The sequence below is a fragment of the Actinomadura graeca genome, from assembly GCF_019175365.1.
In the GTDB taxonomy this organism is placed as follows: domain Bacteria; phylum Actinomycetota; class Actinomycetes; order Streptosporangiales; family Streptosporangiaceae; genus Spirillospora; species Spirillospora graeca.
In genome coordinates, this window is the sequence record NZ_CP059572.1 from 8,873,071 (window position 1) to 8,890,327 (window position 17,257).

General features: G+C 74.8%; 16 protein-coding genes and 1 tRNA gene. 12 read left to right on the top strand and 5 right to left on the bottom strand.

The features are described 5' to 3' along the window. Nucleotides 1-30: 30 nt before the first annotated feature. Nucleotides 31-207, bottom strand: a complete 177-nt coding sequence (locus AGRA3207_RS39160; protein WP_231332404.1) for a hypothetical protein — start codon at nt 205-207, stop codon at nt 31-33. 2 nt (nt 208-209) lie between these two features. Then, nucleotides 210-419, bottom strand: coding sequence for an HGxxPAAW family protein (locus tag AGRA3207_RS39165; RefSeq protein WP_231332405.1), 210 nt, complete (start codon nt 417-419; stop codon nt 210-212). Nucleotides 420-601: 182 nt separating this feature from the next. On the opposite strand from AGRA3207_RS39165, the gene AGRA3207_RS39170 reads away from it, so the two are divergent. The 7 genes from AGRA3207_RS39170 (at nt 602) to AGRA3207_RS39200 (ending at nt 8,718) form a co-directional block, all read left to right on the top strand. Continuing rightward, nucleotides 602-2,422 (top strand): methylmalonyl-CoA mutase subunit beta, encoded by a 1,821-nt coding sequence (locus tag AGRA3207_RS39170; protein ID WP_231332406.1) that lies wholly within the window; start codon nt 602-604, stop codon nt 2,420-2,422. Continuing rightward, the gene (scpA, locus tag AGRA3207_RS39175) at nt 2,422-4,635 is read left to right on the top strand and encodes a methylmalonyl-CoA mutase (RefSeq protein WP_231332407.1); all 2,214 of its coding nucleotides are present in this window, start codon (nt 2,422-2,424) and stop codon (nt 4,633-4,635) included. The genes AGRA3207_RS39170 and scpA overlap by 1 nt, the downstream gene beginning before the upstream one ends. Beyond that, the gene (meaB, locus tag AGRA3207_RS39180) at nt 4,632-5,615 is read left to right on the top strand and encodes a methylmalonyl Co-A mutase-associated GTPase MeaB (protein WP_231332408.1); all 984 of its coding nucleotides are present in this window, start codon (nt 4,632-4,634) and stop codon (nt 5,613-5,615) included. The genes scpA and meaB overlap by 4 nt, the downstream gene beginning before the upstream one ends. A 77-nt stretch (nt 5,616-5,692) precedes the next feature. After that, nucleotides 5,693-6,670, top strand: a complete 978-nt coding sequence (locus AGRA3207_RS39185) for a GNAT family N-acetyltransferase (protein ID WP_231332409.1) — start codon at nt 5,693-5,695, stop codon at nt 6,668-6,670. Between the two features lie 229 nt (nt 6,671-6,899). Beyond that, nucleotides 6,900-6,970: transfer RNA gene (locus tag AGRA3207_RS39190), tRNA-Asn, on the top strand. 27 nt (nt 6,971-6,997) lie between these two features. Beyond that, on the top strand, nt 6,998-7,438 hold the full coding sequence (locus tag AGRA3207_RS39195) for an HNH endonuclease (protein WP_231332410.1): 441 nt from the start codon (nt 6,998-7,000) through the stop codon (nt 7,436-7,438). A 239-nt stretch (nt 7,439-7,677) separates the two neighbouring features. Next, nucleotides 7,678-8,718 (top strand): coiled-coil domain-containing protein, encoded by a 1,041-nt coding sequence (locus AGRA3207_RS39200; RefSeq protein WP_231332411.1) that lies wholly within the window; start codon nt 7,678-7,680, stop codon nt 8,716-8,718. Nucleotides 8,719-8,729: 11 nt separating this feature from the next. Here the strand turns inward: AGRA3207_RS39200 and AGRA3207_RS39205 are convergent, their stop codons facing one another. Then, nucleotides 8,730-9,776, bottom strand: a complete 1,047-nt coding sequence (locus AGRA3207_RS39205; protein WP_231332412.1) for a Gfo/Idh/MocA family oxidoreductase — start codon at nt 9,774-9,776, stop codon at nt 8,730-8,732. Nucleotides 9,777-9,881: 105 nt separating this feature from the next. Here AGRA3207_RS39205 and AGRA3207_RS39210 point away from each other — a divergent pair, with 105 nt between their 5' ends. Further along, nucleotides 9,882-11,528: an NAD(P)/FAD-dependent oxidoreductase gene (locus AGRA3207_RS39210; RefSeq protein WP_231332413.1), complete on the top strand. Its 1,647-nt coding sequence runs from the start codon at nt 9,882-9,884 to the stop codon at nt 11,526-11,528. Nucleotides 11,529-11,553: 25 nt separating this feature from the next. Continuing rightward, a complete protein-coding gene (locus AGRA3207_RS39215; RefSeq protein ID WP_231332414.1) occupies nt 11,554-12,969 on the top strand; it encodes an ATP-binding protein in 1,416 nt (471 codons plus the stop codon). Between the two features lie 17 nt (nt 12,970-12,986). On the opposite strand, the gene AGRA3207_RS39220 is transcribed toward AGRA3207_RS39215, so the two are convergent. After that, nucleotides 12,987-13,781: a class II aldolase/adducin family protein gene (locus AGRA3207_RS39220; protein WP_231332415.1), complete on the bottom strand. Its 795-nt coding sequence runs from the start codon at nt 13,779-13,781 to the stop codon at nt 12,987-12,989. Between the two features lie 142 nt (nt 13,782-13,923). On the opposite strand from AGRA3207_RS39220, the gene AGRA3207_RS39225 reads away from it, so the two are divergent. From AGRA3207_RS39225 to AGRA3207_RS39235, 3 genes are all read left to right on the top strand, one after another. Further along, nucleotides 13,924-15,072 carry an RsbRD N-terminal domain-containing protein gene (locus AGRA3207_RS39225; RefSeq protein WP_231332416.1) on the top strand — a complete coding sequence of 383 codons (1,149 nt, stop codon included), beginning with the start codon at nt 13,924-13,926 and terminating at the stop codon, nt 15,070-15,072. Nucleotides 15,073-15,150: 78 nt separating this feature from the next. Further along, entirely contained in the window at nt 15,151-16,017 is an 867-nt protein-coding gene (locus AGRA3207_RS39230; RefSeq protein WP_231332417.1) for an LLM class flavin-dependent oxidoreductase, read from the top strand. A 9-nt stretch (nt 16,018-16,026) separates the two neighbouring features. Next, complete coding sequence (locus tag AGRA3207_RS39235) at nt 16,027-16,356, top strand: DMT family transporter (RefSeq protein WP_231332418.1); 330 nt, start codon at nt 16,027-16,029, stop codon at nt 16,354-16,356. 40 nt (nt 16,357-16,396) lie between these two features. Here the strand turns inward: AGRA3207_RS39235 and AGRA3207_RS39240 are convergent, their stop codons facing one another. After that, a complete protein-coding gene (locus AGRA3207_RS39240) occupies nt 16,397-17,257 on the bottom strand; it encodes a helix-turn-helix domain-containing protein (RefSeq protein WP_231332419.1) in 861 nt (286 codons plus the stop codon).

Sequence of the window (17,257 nt, forward strand, 5' to 3'; positions counted from 1 at the left end):
CTGTCAGGCCGATGGGGGGCGCGGCGGGGATCAGGGGACGAAGAAGTACATCGACAGCGCGATGAGGTGGGTGACGACGACCACGCCGAACCCGAAGAAGAACAGCATCTTGGCGGGGCCGTGCGGGAAGACCGTGCCGGGCTTGAGCGGCCCCCGCTCCCGCTGCCGCGCGGCGATGCGCTCCTCGATGGGCGGGCGGCCGAACACCGCTACCCCCGGGGCTCGTCGACGACGACGTCGGTCATGATGTCGACGGCCAGCGCGATGATGCCGCCGATCACCGTCACCGCGGCGCCCACGCCGAACACGACCCAGTCGGGGCCCATGACGAGGCCGACGCCGCCGATGGCGAAACCGATGAAGATGATGGCCACGGCGATCCAGGACTTGGGGCGCCCAGCGTGGCTGCCAGTCGACATGCGTTCGTCTTCCCTCTTCAAAGGTCCGGTGGGGGCGTGCTACGCGGAACTCTAGCAACGCCCGGCCCGCAGGCCGTTCCGGGGTGCTCCGGCCCACGATGGCGCGAACCCGGTTCGTGCCCGGCTCCCGCGGCGGGACCCGCTCTAAGGCGGCCTTAGACCGCTCACTTACGATCCAGGGCATGACGGTGCCGCCTGAGGAACTCGAATTGGCCGCCGCCTTCCCCCCGGCCGGGCGCGACCGGTGGCGGGAGATGGTGAAGGGGGTCCTGCGCAAGTCCGGCGTGGCGACCGACGACACCCCCCTCGGGGAGATCGAGGGCCTCCTGGCCCGTGAGTCGTACGACGGCGTGCCGGTGGCGGCACTGTACACGCGCGACGACGCGCCGCCCGGCCGCCCCGGGCTCGCGCCGTACATCCGCGAGGTGCGTCCCGAGGGCGAGGGCCTGGCGGGCTGGGACGTCCGGCAGCGGCATTCCGGCACCGACCCGGCGGCGGTCCGGGACGCGATCCTCACCGACCTGGAGAACGGCGTCACCTCCGTATGGCTGGAGGCCGGCGGCGCGGGACTGCCCGTGGCGGGGATCCCCGAGGCGCTGCGCGGCGTCCTGCCCGGCCTCGCGCCCGTCGTGCTGGACGCGGGGGAGGAGACCGGCGAGGCCGCCGAGGTGTTCCTGACGCTGGCCGCCGAGCGCGGTGACGCCGCCGGCGCGTCCGGGAACCTCGGCGCCGACCCGCTCGGCCTCCAGGCCCGGACCGGCGCGGCCGCCCCGCTGGAGGAGGCCGCCGCGCTGGCCGTGCGCTGCGCCCGCGGGTTCCCCCGGCTGCGCGCGATCGTCGCGGACGGCACCGTCCACCATGACGCGGGCGGCGGGGACGCCGACGAGCTGGGCGCCGTCGTCGCCTCCGGCGTCGCCTACCTGCGCGCCCTCACCGGCGCCGGGCTGACGGTGGCCGAGGCGTTCGGGCAGATCGAGTTCCGCCTGGCGGTGAACGCCGGGCAGTTCCCCTCGATCGCCAAGATCCGCGCGCTGCGCCGGGTGTGGTCGCGGGTCGCCGAGGTCAGCGGGGCGCCCGAGGGCACCGCCGCGCGCGTCCACGCGGTGACGTCGTCGGCGATGATGACCCGGCACGACCCGTGGGTGAACATGCTCCGCACGACCGTCGCGGCGTTCGCCGCCGGGGTGGGCGGCGCGGACGCCGTCACCGTCCAGCCGTTCGACGCCCGCCTGGGCCTGCCCGACGGCTTCGCCCGCCGCATCGCCCGCAACACCCAGACCCTCCTCCTGGAGGAGTCGAGCCTCGCGCGCGTCGTCGACCCCGCCGGGGGGTCCTGGTACGCCGAGCGGCTCACCGAGGACCTGGCCCAGGCGTCCTGGGACTGGTTCACCGAGATCGAGAAGGCCGGCGGGTACGCGGCCGCGCTCGGGTCCGGGCTGATCGCCGGCCGGCTCGCGCGCACCTGGGAGCGCCGCCGCCGGGACATCGCGCGGCGCACGGCCCCGCTGACGGGGGTCAGCGAGTTCCCGAACCTGGACGAGACGCCGCCCGAGCGCGAGCCCGCGCCGCGCCGCCCCGGCGGCGGCCTGCCCGTCGTGGCCTACGCCCAGGACTTCGAGGCCCTCCGGGACCGCTCCGACGCCCACGCCCGGTCCACCGGGGCCCGCCCCCGGGTCTTCCTCGCCGTCCTCGGCACGGCCGCCGCGCACACGGCCCGCGCGTCCTTCGCCGCCAACCTCTTCCAGGCCGGTGGCATCGAGACGGTCACCGGCGCCCCCGGGGAGTTCGGGACGGCCGGGACACCCGTCGCCTGCCTGTGCTCCGGTGACACGGTGTACGCCGAGCAGGCCGCGGGCGCCGCCCGGGACCTCCGGGCCGCGGGCGCGATGAAGGTCTGGCTCGCGGGTAAGGGAACCTACGAGGGGGTCGACGCGACCCTGGCCGCGGGCTGCGACGCGGTCGAGGTGCTGCGGGCCACCCTCCACGACCTGGGAGTGAAGTGATGATCCCCGACTTCGCGGAAATCGACCTCGGCGCCGCCCCGCCCGCCGACGAGGCCGCCAAGCGGTGGCGCGGGGCCGTCACCGAGTCCACCGGCCGGGACCCCGACGCGCACACGTGGGACACCCCCGAGGGCATCGCCGTCCGCCCCCTGTACACCGCCGACGATCTGGCCGGTGTCGACTTCCTCGACACCTACCCCGGCATAGCGCCGTACCTGCGCGGCCCCTACCCGGCCATGTACGCGACCCAGCCCTGGACGATCCGCCAGTACGCCGGGTTCTCCACCGCCGAGGAGTCCAACGCCTTCTACCGGCGCAACCTCGCCGCCGGGCAGAAGGGCCTGTCGGTCGCGTTCGACCTCGCCACCCACCGCGGCTACGACTCCGACCATCCGCGCGTGGCCGGCGACGTCGGCATGGCCGGCGTCGCGATCGACTCGATCTACGACATGCGGCAGCTCTTCGACGGGATCCCCCTCGACCGGATGAGCGTGTCGATGACCATGAACGGGGCCGTGCTGCCCGTCCTGGCGCTGTACATCGCCGCCGCGCAGGAGCAGGGCGTCGGGCCCGAGGCGCTCGCCGGGACCATCCAGAACGACATCCTCAAGGAGTTCATGGTCCGCAACACCTACATCTACCCGCCCGCGCCGTCGATGCGGATCATCTCCGACATCTTCGCGTTCACCTCCCGGCGGATGCCGAAGTACAACTCCATCTCGATCTCCGGCTACCACATCCAGGAGGCCGGGGCCACCGCCGACCTGGAGCTGGCCTACACCCTCGCCGACGGCGTCGAGTACATCCGCGCCGGCCGCGAGGCGGGCCTGGACATCGACGCGTTCGCCCCGCGCCTGTCGTTCTTCTGGGCCATCGGGATGAACTTCTTCATGGAGGTCGCGAAGCTCCGCGCCGCCCGGCTGCTCTGGGCGCGGCTGGTGAAGACCTTCGACCCCGGCGACCCCAAGTCGCTGTCGCTGCGGACGCACTCGCAGACCTCCGGATGGTCCCTGACCGCGCAGGACGCCTTCAACAACGTCGCCCGCACGTGCGTGGAGGCGATGGCCGCGACCCAGGGCCACACCCAGTCGCTGCACACCAACGCGCTGGACGAGGCGCTCGCGCTGCCCACCGACTTCTCCGCCCGCATCGCCCGCAACACCCAGCTGCTCCTCCAGCAGGAGTCCGGGACGACCGGGACCATCGACCCGTGGGGCGGCAGCGCCTACGTCGAGCGCCTCACCTACGACCTCGCCCGCCGTGCCTGGGGTCATATCACCGAGGTCGAGCGGGCCGGCGGCATGGCCCGCGCCATCGACGAGGGCCTGCCGAAGCTGCGCATCGAGGAGGCCGCCGCCCGCACCCAGGCGCGCATCGACTCCGGGCGCCAGCCCGTCATCGGCGTCAACAAGTACCGCCCGGACACCGAGCAGCACATCGAGGTCCTCAAGGTCGACAACGCCGCCGTCCGCGCACGGCAGATCGAGAAGCTGCGCCGCCTCCGGGAGGAGCGCGACGAGGCCGCCGCGCGGGACGCGCTGTCGGCGCTGACCCGCGCCGCCGCGGCCGCCGAGGACGGCACCCGCGCGCCCGGCCTGGAGCAGAACCTGCTCGCCCTCGCCATCGGGGCGGCCCGCGCCAAGGCCACCGTCGGCGAGATCTCGGAGGCGCTGGAGCGGGCCTATGGGCGCCACGCCGCGCAGATCCGTACGATCTCCGGTGTGTACCGGGACGAGGCGGGAGGCGCGGAGGGCGTCGAGCGGGCGCGGGCGGCGGCGGCCGCGTTCGCGGAGGCCGAGGGGCGCCGCCCCCGCATCCTCGTCGCCAAGATGGGCCAGGACGGCCACGACCGCGGCCAGAAGGTGATCGCGACGGGCTTCGCCGACCTCGGCTTCGACGTCGACGTCGGCCCGCTGTTCCAGACCCCCGGCGAGGTCGCCCGGCAGGCCGTCGAGGCCGACGTGCACATCGTCGGCGTCAACTCCCTCGCCGCCGGCCATCTCACGCTCGTGCCCGCGCTGCGCGAGGAGCTCGCCGCGCTGGGCCGCGAGGACATCGTGATCGTCGTCGGCGGGGTCATCCCGCCGCAGGACTTCGACGAGCTGCGCGCCGCCGGCGCCTCGGCGATCTTCCCGCCCGGCACGGTCCTCGCCGACGCGGCGATCGGCCTGCTGGAGGAGCTGACCGCCAAGCTCGGGCACGCGCCCCGGTGAGGCACGGGCTCGACGACTACGCCGCGGGGGTGCGGGACGGGTCGCGGGCCTGGATCGCGCGGGCGATCACGCTCGTGGAGTCCACCCGCCCCGACCACCGCGGGCTCGCGCAGGAGCTGCTGACCGCGCTGACCCCGCACTCCGGGGGAGCCCGCCGCGTCGGGATCACCGGCGTGCCCGGCGTCGGCAAGTCCACCTTCATCGACGCGCTCGGCACCTCCCTCACCGGCCGGGGCCACCGTGTCGCGGTCCTGGCCGTGGACCCCTCGTCCACACGCACCGGCGGGAGCATCCTCGGTGACAAGACACGCATGCAGAGGCTGGCCGCCGACCCCGCCGCGTTCATCCGGCCCTCGCCCACGGCCGGGACGCTCGGCGGCGTCGCCAAGGCCACCCGCGAGGCCATGGTCGTCATGGAGGCCGCCGGGTACGACATCGTCCTCGTGGAGACGGTCGGCGTCGGCCAGTCCGAGACGGCCGTCGCCGGGATGGTCGACACCTTCCTGTTCCTCACCCTCGCCCGCACCGGCGACCAGCTCCAGGGCATCAAGAAGGGCGTGCTGGAGCTCGCCGACGTCATCGCGGTGAACAAGGCCGACGGCGAGCACGCCAAGGACGCCGAGCGCGCCGCCCGCGAGCTGGCCGGGGCGCTGCGGCTGCTGCGCGGCGGCGGCGGGCCGCCCGCCGCCCCCGTCCTGACGTGCAGCGCCCGGGAGGAGAGGGGCCTGGACGAGGTGTGGGCGCGGATCGTCGAGCACCAGGAGCGGCTGCGGGAATCGGGCGGGCTGCAGGAGCGGCGCCGCCGCCAGCTGGTCGGCTGGACGTGGGAGATGGTCCGCGAGCGGCTCCTCGGCGAGCTGCGCTCCGCCCCGTCCGTCCGGGAGCTGGCGCCCGGGCTCGAGCGCCGCGTCGCCGACGGCGACCTGCCGCCCGCGCTGGCCGCCGAGCGCATCCTGGAGGCGTTCTCGCGGGACCGCTGAGCCGCGTTCCCGGCCCCCGGGGGACAGGTTCTGCGGGGTCCCGGTCGCGGCGGCCCGGTATCCGGTACAAAAGTCGGATGGACGTCATCGCACTCGATGATCCGACCGCCGCGCAGGTCCGGCAGTGGCACGACGTGGTCACCGCCGTCCACGCGGCCGACCCCGCCGGGGAGCCGGCGCCCGAGCCGGAGCAGACGGCGGAGCGGCTGCTCGGCTGCGGGTCCCGGCTGCGGCTGTGGGCCGCCGCCGGGGACGGCCGGCTGGCCGCGGTGGCGGTGCTCCGGCTGCCCGGCGAGCCCGGCGCGGTCCGCCCGGCCGAGATCGACATCAAGGTCCGCCCGGAGGACCGCCGGCGCGGGCTCGGGCGGCGGCTGCTGGCCGCGGCCGCCGAGGGCCTGCGGGCCGACGGCCGCTCCAGCGTGATCGCGCAGGTGCTCGCCGGGACCCCCGCCGTGCCGTTCCTGGAGTCCCACGGCTTCGAGTGCGTCCTGACCCTGCGCGGCATGCTGCTGCGCCTGGACGAGATGCCGCCCGGCCGGGTCGCGCGGCTCCTCGCCGAGGCGCCCCCCGGGTACCGGCTCGTCCGCTGGCAGGGCGTCGTCCCCGACGAGCACGCCTCCGCCCTCGCCCGGGTCAAGACCGCCATGGCCGACCTCGCCGAGTACGAGGGCACCCCGTGGGACGCCGACCGCGTCCGCGAGACGGCCGAGGTCGTCGCCAAGCGCGGCGACGACCTCTACACCGTCGCCGCGTTCGACGGCTCCGCCATCGCCGGGTTCACCGAGGTCGTCGTCCCGCTCGGCTGCGCCGGGCGCGCCGCGCAGTACGACACCGCGGTCGCCCCCGAGCACCGGGGGCGGCGCCTCGGCATCTGGGTCAAGGCCGCGATGCTCGACTGGCTCGCCATCGAGCGCCCCGAGGTCAGGGAGATCGAGACCGACAACGTCGGCGACAACACGCACATGCTGGCCGTCAACGAGGAACTCGGCTTCCGCGTCGAACGCGAGTCCCTGGAGTACCAGGCCGCCGTGACCGCCCTCCCCGCCTTCCGCTGACCGTCCGCCGCCCCGGCGGAATGGGCGCCGTTGTCCATCTTCCCTGAATACGGGACGGCGCGTGTTCGCGCGCGCAGACGGCTGCGCCGCGCGCTCCGGCCGCTCCGGGGCGCCGGACGAGGCCGCCGGGGCCGGGCCGCCGGAAAATGCGTTGCCGTTTCCGCCGGTGTATCGGCACTCTGATGGGGCTTCCGGGAAATGCCCGGAAGGCAGAGAATTGCCGGACCATTCCTTCGTAGTTCAACGGCAGAACGCCGCATTGTTGATGCGGATATCCAGGTTCGAATCCTGGCGGGGGAGCGGCACGCGGGCCAGGGAGGTGACCCGGTGAACGTGCTCGTGCTGAACGCGTCCTACGAGCCGCTGCAGAAGGTGGACCTGCGGCACGCCATCCGCATGCTGGTGCGCGAGGTGGCCGTCGTCGAGGAGGCCGAGGAGGGGCGGACGATCGGCAGCTTCCCCGTGCCGCGGGTGCTCCGGCTGGTCAAGTACGTCGCCATGCGCTGGCGGCACGGAAGGCGCCCGCCGTGGAGCAAGCGCGGGGTGTACCTGCGCGACCTCGGCCGCTGCGGCTACTGCGGGAGGCGGGGCGACACCATCGACCACGTCCATCCGCGGTCGCGCGGCGGCCGGGACACCTGGGAGAACACCGTGCTGGCCTGCGGCAGGTGCAACAACCGCAAGGGCGACCGGACGCCCGCCGAGGCCGGGCTCCGGCTGCGGTGGGAGCCGAGGGTGCCGCGCTGGGAGGAGCTCGCCGGGCGGTGACCCGGCGAGGGCCGCCGCCACAGCCCGGGGACCGGGAGCGGGGGCCGGGGGCCACGGCCGCCCGGTGTGACGGGGGAGGGGCCGGACCGCCATGGGTGGTCCGGCCCCGAATCGTCCGGCGCGGCGTCCGCCTCCGTGGTCTCTGTGTGACTCTGTGTATTTATCGAAGTTACTGAGGTGAATTGAGTGAATGTGGTAGCGTGCCGCAAATCTTGAGGTTTGTTATAGAGGAGTGATCTGTGGCGGCCCACGATCCCCCCGGCGGCACCCGGCGCGGAAGGACGGAGCGCCCCTCCGGAACGCGCACGGCTGCCCGCCGCCTGGCCGTGCTCGTCCTCGTGGCGGGGATGTCGTCGGCGCTGCCCCCGGCGTCCGGGAGCGCCGCGTACGCCCCTGAGGCTCCTAAGAAGGACCTCAAAAAGGAGTACGCGAAGCTCAAGAAGCGCGCCGACGCCCTTTCCAAGGAGTACCGGGGCGAGCTCATCTCCCTGGAGCAGGCGAAGAAGGCCGCCCTGCGCGCCGGCGCGGACGCCGAGCGGGCGGGCCGCGAGTACGACGACGCCCGCGCCGACATCGTCCGGCTGGCGTCCACCACGTACATGACCGGGCGGCTCGACGTGACCTCGATCGTCACCGGCGGCGAGCCCGACGGCGCCATCCGGGACGCCACCATGATCGAGCACCTGAGCCGCAACACCGGCCGCCGCGTCCAGGGCCTGCGGACGCTCAACGACCAGGCGGCCCAGTCGCGGCGGACGGCCGAGACCAAGCTGGAGGAGGTCCGGCGCGAGATCGAGGACCTGGAGGGCCAGCGCGCCCGCGTCAGCAAGCTGCTCGCCAAGTACAAGCCCGAGGTGACCAAGACCCGGGCCCCCAGCGGCGGCGGGCGCCCGGACGGCGCGAGCGGCGCCAGGTCGCCCATCGTCGGCAACTCCATGACCGCGCGGATGCGGACGGCGCTCCTCGCGATCGACGGCCGGTTCGGGCCCTTCCCCACGATCGGCTGCGCCCGCCCCGGCGACCCGCAGGACCACGGCTCGGGCCGCGCGTGCGACTTCATGGAGAGCACCGGGGGCAGGGCGCCGAGCGCCTCGGCCCGTTCCCACGGCGACCAGGTCGCCCAGTACGTGATCAGCAACGCCTCGCGGCTCGGCATCAAGTACGTCATCTGGCGGCAGCGCATCTACGACATGCGCGGCGGCGGAGGCTGGCGCCAGATGGAGGACCGCGGCAGCATCACCGCCAACCATTACGACCACGTCCACGTGTCCGTCCTCTGACCGTCCCCCGGTCAGAGGTCGACGAGCACGCCCTCGCGGGCCGAGCGCAGCGCCGCCTCGACGACCTCCAGGCCGGTGATCGCGTCCGCGAGCGTCACCGGCGGTGTCGCGCCGGTCCGCAGGGTGCGGGCCACCGCCGCGTAGAAGTCCTGGTAGGCGCCCGGGTCGGTGGGCTCGGGACGGTCGTCGCCCGGCGTGCCCAGCCGCCCGTACGACGAGGCGGGAGCGACGCCGTACCCGGCGTCGCGCGGCGTGCTCCCGGAGCGCAGGGCCGCCTCCTGCACGTCCATGCCGGAGACCGTGTAGGACGCGCGGCTGCCCAGCACCCGGAACCGCGGGCCGAGCTGCGCCGCGGTCGCGCTCATCCACAGGTGCGAGCGGATCCCGCCGCGGTGCGTGAGGGCCACGAACGCGTCGTCGGGGGCCGCCGCCCCCCGGCGGCGCGCGTCGATCTCGGCGTAGACCCGCTCGGGACGGCCGAACAGCGTGATCGCCTGGTCGATCAGGTGGGAGCCGAGGTCGTGCAGGATGCCGCCGCCGTCGCGGGGGTCGCCGCTCTCCTTCCAGCCCGTCCCCACCTCGGGCCGCCACCGCTCGAACCGCGACTCGAACCGGTGCACGTCGCCGAGGGCGCCCGACGCGGCGAGCCGGTACGCGGTGCGGTAGTCGCCGTCCCAGCGCCGGTTGTGGAACGGGACGACCGGCAGCCCCCGGACGGCGCCGAGCGCCGCCAGAGACCGGGCGTCGGCCGCCGTGGCCGCCACCGGCTTGTCCACCACGACCGCCACCCCGGAGGTCAGCGCCGTCCGGGCCAGCGGGACGTGCATCCGGTTCGGCGCGGCGACCACCACCAGGTCGTAGGCGCCCGACGCCTCCCAGAGCCGGTCGGCGGTGTCGAGGACCTTCGCACCGGGGTACCGGTCTTTCACGTCCCGCTGCCGCCCGGCGTCCCCGGTGACGACCGCGGCCAGCCGCATCCCGGGCACCGAGGAGATCAGCGGGGCGTGGAACACCGAGCCGCCGGTGCCGTACCCGATCAGCGCAACACGCAGGTCCATGCCCGCATCATGACCGATCGGCCCCTCCGGCGGTGCCGCCGGGGTCGGGACGGCGCGGCGGGACGTAGGCTTTCGCCCGGGGGAGTTCCCGATCGAGGAGACAGGGTGCCCAAACCAGTCCTGCTGACGGTCGACGACGACCCGGGGGTGTCCCGGGCCGTGGCGCGGGACCTGCGCCGCAGGTACGCCGGGTCCTACCGGATCGTCCGCGCCGAGTCCGGCCGCCAGGCGCTGGAGGCGCTCGGCGAGCTGCGGCTGCGCGGCGACGACACCGCCATGCTGCTCGCCGACCACCGGATGCCGGAGATGACCGGCGTCGAGTTCCTGGAACGGGCCATGGACCTGTTCCCCTTCGCCCGCCGCGTGCTGCTGACCGCCTACGCCGACACCGACGCCGCGATCCGCGCGATCAACGTGGTGGACCTCGACCACTACCTGCTCAAGCCGTGGAACCCGCCGGAGGAGAAGTTCTACCCGGTGATCGACGCGCAGCTGGACGCGTGGGAGCGCGCCGACCGGCGGAGCCCCGGCGAGCTGCGGGTGGTCGGGCACCGCTGGTCGTCCCGCTCCTACGAGGTGCGCGACTTCCTCGCCCGCCACCAGGTGCCCTACACGTGGCTCCTGGACGCCGACCCCGAGGGCGCGGAGCTGGTCGCGGCGGCCGGGGCGCCGGAGCTGCCGCTGGTCGTCACCGCCGAGGGCGCGGCCCTCCCCGCCCCGTCCGACGCGGAGCTGGCCGCCGCGATCGGGCTGCCGACCACGCCGTCCACCGGCTTCTACGACCTGATCGTGGTGGGCGGCGGCCCGTCCGGGCTCGGCGCCGCGGTGTACGGCGCGTCCGAGGGGCTGAAGACGGTCGTCGTCGAGCGCCGCGCGCTCGGCGGCCAGGCCGGGCAGAGCTCCCGCATCGAGAACTACCTCGGGTTCCCCGACGGGGTGTCCGGCGCGCAGCTCGCCGACCGGGCCCGCCGCCAGGCCGACCGGTTCGGCGCCGAGCTCCTCCAGGCGGGCGAGGTCGTCGCGCTGGAGTCGCGCGGCACCGCCCGCGTCGCCCGCCTCTCGGACGGCACGGAGATCGCCGCGCACGCCGTCATCCTCGCCACCGGCGTGTCCTACCGGCGGCTGGCCGCCCCCGGCGTGGACGACTTCGTCGGGCGCGGCGTCTACTACGGCGCCGCCCTCACCGAGGCGCCCTCCTGCGTGGACGAGGAGGTCGCCATCGTCGGCGGCGCCAACTCCGCCGGGCAGGCCGCGGTCCATCTGGCCAAGTACGCCAAGAAGGTGCACATCATCGTCCGGGCGGACGGCCTGGAGAGGTCGATGTCGCACTACCTGGTCGAGCAGATCGCCGCGACGCCCAACATCGAGGTCCACACCGGCAAGGCCGTCTGCGGGGCCGAGGGCGGCGACCGGCTGGAGCGGCTCACCGTCCGGTGGCCGGGCGGGCTGCGGACGATCGACGCGCACTGGCTGTTCGTGTTCATCGGCGCCGAGCCCGGCACGGACTGGCTGGACGGCTACGTGGAGCGGGACCGGCTCGGCTACGTGGTGACGGGCCCCGACCTCGTCGCGGGCGGCCGGCGGCCCGCCCGCTGGACGCTCGGCCGCCAGCCCTACCACCTGGAGACCAGCGTGCCCGGCGTGTTCGCGGCCGGAGACGTCCGCTCGGAGTCGATGAAGCGCGTCGCCTCGGCCGTCGGTGACGGGGCGATGGCCGTCGCGCTCGTCCACCGGTACCTGGAACAGGCGTGAGGTGCGGGGGCATGGGGAGGCCGGCATGAGCAAGGCGTCGCCGGAGGAACTGCGGGGGCTGTTCCTCTTCGAGGACCTCGACGAGGAGAAGCTGCGCTGGCTGTCGCAGTACGGGACCGTCGAGGAGTACCCCGCGGACGGTGTGATCTGCGCGCAGGGCGACCCCGCCGAGTACTTCTACGTGCTGCTCGACGGCGAGATGGTGATGAGCCAGAACGTCCGCGGGCACGGCGTCGAGATCAGCCGGACGGCGCGCCGGGGCACCTACGGCGGCGCCGTCCAGGCGTACCTGGACGACCAGATCGAGCAGAGGTACCAGCACACGCTGCGGGCGTCGCGGCCCTCGCGGATCTTTGTGCTGCCCGCGCGCAAGTTCGGCAAGGCCGTCCGCCAGTGGTTCCCGATGGCGACGCACCTGCTGGCGGGGATCTTCTTCGGGATGAGCACGCTGCGCCGGACCGTGGACCAGCGTGAGCGCCTGTCGGCGCTGGGCACGATCACCGCCGGGCTCACCCACGAGCTGAACAACCCGGCGGCGGCCGCGGCGCGGGCGAGCGCCGAGCTGGGCGAGCGGCTGCTCGGCGCGCAGCGGAGCCTGGCCGACCTCGCGGCGCGGGGCGTGGACTGCACGCACCTGAGCGCCCTGGTGTCACTGCGACCGAAACTGCCCGCGCCGGCGGCGCGCAGGAGCCCGATGGAGGTCAGCGACGCCGAGGACGAGCTCGGCGACTGGCTGGAGGAGCACGGCGTCCCGGACGCCTGGGACCTGGCGCCGGGCCTGGTGGCGGCCGGCGTCGGCGTCGAGGAGGCCGGGGAGGTCGCGGCCGCGGCGGGCGAGCACCTGCCCGCGGCGGTGCGGTGGCTCGCCGAGGTGCTGGAGGTCGCCCAGCTCCAGGAGGAGATCGCCGAGGCGACGGGCCGGATCACCGCGCTGCTGGACTCGGCGCGGCAGTACTCCCAGCTCGACCGCGCCGCCTATCAGCGCACCGACCTGCGCGGGCTGCTCGACAGCACGCTCACCATGCTCAAGCGCAAGATCGGCCCGGACGTGACGGTGAAGACCGACTACGACGCGTCGCTGCCCCCCGTGCCCGTCTACGCGGCCGAGCTCAACCAGGTGTGGACGAACCTCATCGTGAACGCGCTGTACGCGATGCAGGGGTCGGGGACCCTCACGATCCGGACGGCCTTGGAGAACGACCACGCGCTGGTGGAGATCGGCGACACCGGGGTGGGGATCCCCGAGGAGCACCTCACCCGGATCTTCACGCCGTTCTTCACCACCAAGCCGGTCGGGCAGGGGACGGGCCTCGGCCTCGACATCTCCTGGCGCATCGTCGCCGACCGGCACGGCGGCGACATCCGGGTGGAGTCGCTGCCGGGCGACACCCGCTTCCAGGTGCTGCTCCCGCTCGCCGAGACCTCCGACACGGACGGGTAGGGCGCCCGCCGGGCGGGTCAGTCGAACAGGTCGGGCTGCTCGCGGGTGATCTGGTCGTAGAGGGGCTGGTAGTTGATCCAGCCGACGAGGTCGTTGCCGATCTGCCCGTGGGTGAGGACGGCGTTGTCGTGCTCGATCGGGACGAGAGGCCCGGCGGCCTGGGCCAGCAGCTGCACCTGGCAGGAGCGCTCCATGGTGATGAACCACCAGGCGGCGGCGTCCACGGTGTCCCCGACGGTGAGCAGGCCGTGGTTGCGCAGGATGACCGCCTTGTGGCCGCCGAGGGCGGCGGCGATGCGCTTGCCCTCCTCCACGTCGGTGACGACGCCGGTGTAGTCGTCGAACAGGCCGTGGTCCTGGTAGAACGCGCACACGTCCTGGGTGATCGGCTCCAGCCGCCGCCCGAGGGCGGACATCGCCCTGCCGTGGGTGGAGTGGCTGTGCGCGGCGGCGACGACGCCCGGCCTGGCCTGGTGGATCTGGGAGTGGATCGCGAAGGCGGCCTCGTTGACGGGGTACCGGCCCTCGACGACCCTGCCCTGATGGTCGACCAGGATGAGGTCGCTGACCCGGACGTGCTTGAACGACATCCCGAACGGGTTGACCCAGAAGTGGTCGGCCCGCTCGGGGTCGCGGGCCGTGATGTGCCCCGCGACGCCCTCCTCGAAGCCGAGCCTGCCGAAGATCCGCAGTGCCGCCGCCAGCCGCTCCTTGCGGTGCCGCCGCTCGTCCCCGGGGTCGTCGAACGCCGGGGGCAGCCGGAGGATCAGGTCGGTGGGCAGCTTGTCGAGGAACTGCTCGTCGTCGGGCATCGCCGGCCTCCCGCGCGGACTCCTTGCGCTCGTCCTTCACCACCACCGAATACCCGTCCATGCCGCACGGACAAGGGGGCCGCCGCCCAAGCACCTCCCACCCGGTTGTCCGGAACGGACAATACGGCCGCAGAATGGGTGGGTGGAGTCCAGTGAGGGCGACCGGGTCCTGCGGTCGCTGATCGGGCACGGCGGCGACCCCGCGCTGGTGGAGGCGGCGGTCCGCGCCGCGCGGGAAAGGTCGGAGCCGGTGGCGGCGCTGCCGGAGGAGGAGACCCGGCGGCACGCCCGGGCGCTCGTGCGCGGCGTGCTGGCCGCGCTGGAGACCGGGGGACCGGACGAGGAGGTCCTGGCCGCCGCCGGGCGCCTCGGCTCCGACCGCGCCCGGCAGGGGGTGCCGGTCGCGGCGTTCCTGGACGGCTTCCAGGCGGGCCGCGCCCACCTCGTCCGGGCGCTCGTCGCCGAGGGCCGGCGCCGGGGGGTGCCGGAGAACCTCCTGCTGGACGGCGTCACCCGCATCGACGAGATCACCACGGCGCTCGTCCACCGGATGGTGCACGCGCACCGGGTGGCGGAGCTGGAGATGGCCCGGACGGCGCGCGAGGGCCGCGTGCAGACGCTCCGCCGGCTGCTGCACGGGGAGGCGGTCCCGGTCCCGGCGCCGCCCGGCCCGTCCGGCGCCTACCACTGCGTCGTGTCGGACGTCAGCGACCCCGCGGCCGCGGCTCGCCTGGAGACCGCGCTGACCGCGGCCGGGCCGGGGCTGTGCGGGCTGGTGGACGGGCGGCTGGCCGCACTCGTCGCCCGGCTGCCTGACCCGCGCCCCGGCGGCCCCCTCGCGGGCGGGCCGCTGCTCGTGGCGGCGCCGCCCGTGCCGCCGCGTGACCTCGCCCAGGTCTACGAGCTGGGCCGCCGGGCGCTGCGGGCCGGGACCGCCGCCGGGCTGGGCGGGATGCGGCACCTCGCCGACCTCGCCCTGCTGACCGCCACCGGCGGGGAGCCCGTGCTCGGCCGCCTGCTGGCCGGTGGGCTGCTCGCCGGCCTGGACCCCGGAGACCCCTTCCACCGGGAGGTCGCCGAGACCGCGCTGGCCTACCTGGACCACGGCGGCCGGATCGGGCCGGCGGCCGCGGCGCTGCACGTCCACGGGAACACCGTCAAGCACCGGGTGCGGCGCCTGCAGGAGCTGACGGGCCACCGGCTCCCGGACCCGGCGGACGGGGCGGCGGTGGCGCGCGCCGCGAACTGGTGGTGGGCGCTGCGCCACTGGCTGGCCGCGACGCGGGAGTGATCCGCGGGGGCCCGCCGGGATGATGGGATGCCAGGGGCGCCCCGCGGCGGGGCGCCGGGGACGAGGACGGAGGAACAGGTGACCGCACCCCGGATCAGCACGGTGCTGTGGCCCACGCAACCCTGGCCGGAGGCCGCGGACACGTGGCGGCGCGCCGAGGAGATGGGCTTCCACCACGCGTGGGTGTACGACCACATCGCCTGGCGCGGGACGACGCCCTGGTACGACGCGTACGCGACGCTGGCCGCCGCGGCGGCGGTGACCTCGCGGGTGCGGATCGGGACGCTGGTGACCTCGCCGAACTTCCGGCACCCGGTGCCGGCCGCCCACGCGATCAAGACCATCGACCAGGTGAGCGGCGGGCGGCTCACCGTCGGGATCGGGTCGGGCGGGACCCGCCGGGCGTCCGACGCGGGCGTCCTCGGCGGCCCGGAGTGGGCGCCCGCCGAGCGCGCGGGCCGCTTCGCCGAGTGGACGGACCTGCTCGGCCGGCTGCTGAGCGCGCCCGGGACCACCCACGAGGGAACGTTCTACTCGGCCCGGGAGGTGGCCGCGGGGCCCGGCGGCGTCCAGCGCCCCCGCGTCCCGTTCGTGATCGCGGGCGACGGCCCGCGCGGCATGCGGGTGGCGGCGCGGCACGGTGCCGGCTGGGTCACCAGCGGCCACCAAGAAGGCCGGGAGCCCCTGGAGGTCGTGCGGTCCCGGCTCGCGGCGCTCGACGCGGCGTGCGAGGCCGAGGGCCGCGAGATCGCCGGACGCGTCCTGCTGACCGGGTTCTCGGGCGAGCCGTGGCTGGAGTCGGTGGAGTCCTTCGCCGACCTCGCGGGCCGCTACGCCGCCCTCGGCATCACCGAGATCGTGCTGCACTGGCCCCGTCCCGGCACCCCCTGGGAGGCCGACATGACGGTCTTCGAGAAGATCGCCGCCGACGCCGGGCGGAGATAGGAGACACCGATGCCCTTCGTCCTGCTCGCCTTCGCCATCGCCTTCGAGGTCACCGCGACGCTCGCGATGCGCGGCTCGGACGGGTTCACCAGGCTGGGCCCGTCGGTGCTGGTGGTGGCCGGCTACCTGATCTCGTTCGTGTTCATGGCGAAGGCGCTGACCTCGCTGAACGTCGGGCCGGTCTACGCGATCTGGTCGGCGCTCGGCACGATCGGCGCGTTCGCCGGCGGCGTGCTGCTGTTCGACGAGCCGGTGCGCCCGCTCACGATCGCCGGCGCGGTGATCATCGTGGTGGGCGTCGTGGTGATGAACCTCGGAGGGGGCGTGAGCCACGGCTGACCGGCCGCCGCGCGGCCCGTCCCGGCCCGGCCGCGGGCCGTCAGCCGCCGGCCGCCTCGGCGAGGGTGGTGACGCGCTGCTGCTCCAGCTGCCCGGCGAGCAGTTCGGTGGGGGTGCAGCCGGACAGCGCGCGGACCTCCCTGTTGAGGTGGGCCTGGTCGTAGTAGCCGCAGGCGAGGGCGGTGCCGGCGAGGCCGCCGCCGTCGCGCAGCAGCCCCACGGCGCGCTCGAACCGCAGCACCCGGCCCATGACCTTGGGCGGCAGCCCGGCCTGCTCGCGGAACCGGTGGGCGAGGTGCTTGCGGCTCCAGCCGACCTCGTCGGCGAGCCGCGCGACCGGGACGCGCCCGCCGGTGCCGGTGAGCAGGTCCCAGGCCCGGCGGACCTCGGGATCGGGGCGGGGCCCGCGGTCCAGGCGGCGCAGCAGGAACGCGTCGAGCAGGCCGAACCTGCCGGCCCACCCGGGTGTCGCGGCGAGCCGCTCGACGAGCCGGTGGACGTCCGGGCCGAGGAGGTCCGTCAGCTCGGCGGCGGCGTTGGTGAGCCGGGCCATGGGGACGCCGAGCAGTGTGTAGGCGCCGAGCGGGGTGAGGTCGAGCTGGACGCCGCGCTGCCCGCCGGGGTGGGTGTAGGAGCCGTGCCCGTCGTGCATGCCGGCGGCGAACGACCCGTAGTCGCGGTCGCGGACGCCCGGATCGGGGACCGCGAGGCGCAGCGGCGGGCCCAGGTTGATGATCACGACGGTGGAGCGGGTCGGGAGGGTGCGCATCCGGGTGGGGACGGCCTCCTCCTCCCAGTAGCCGTCGTAGGTGCGCAGGAACGGGCGCAGCGCGGGGTGCGGCCGGGCGCGCGCCAGCCACCAGCCGCCCCGGTCGGCGATCTCCACCGGCCTGTCGTCCAT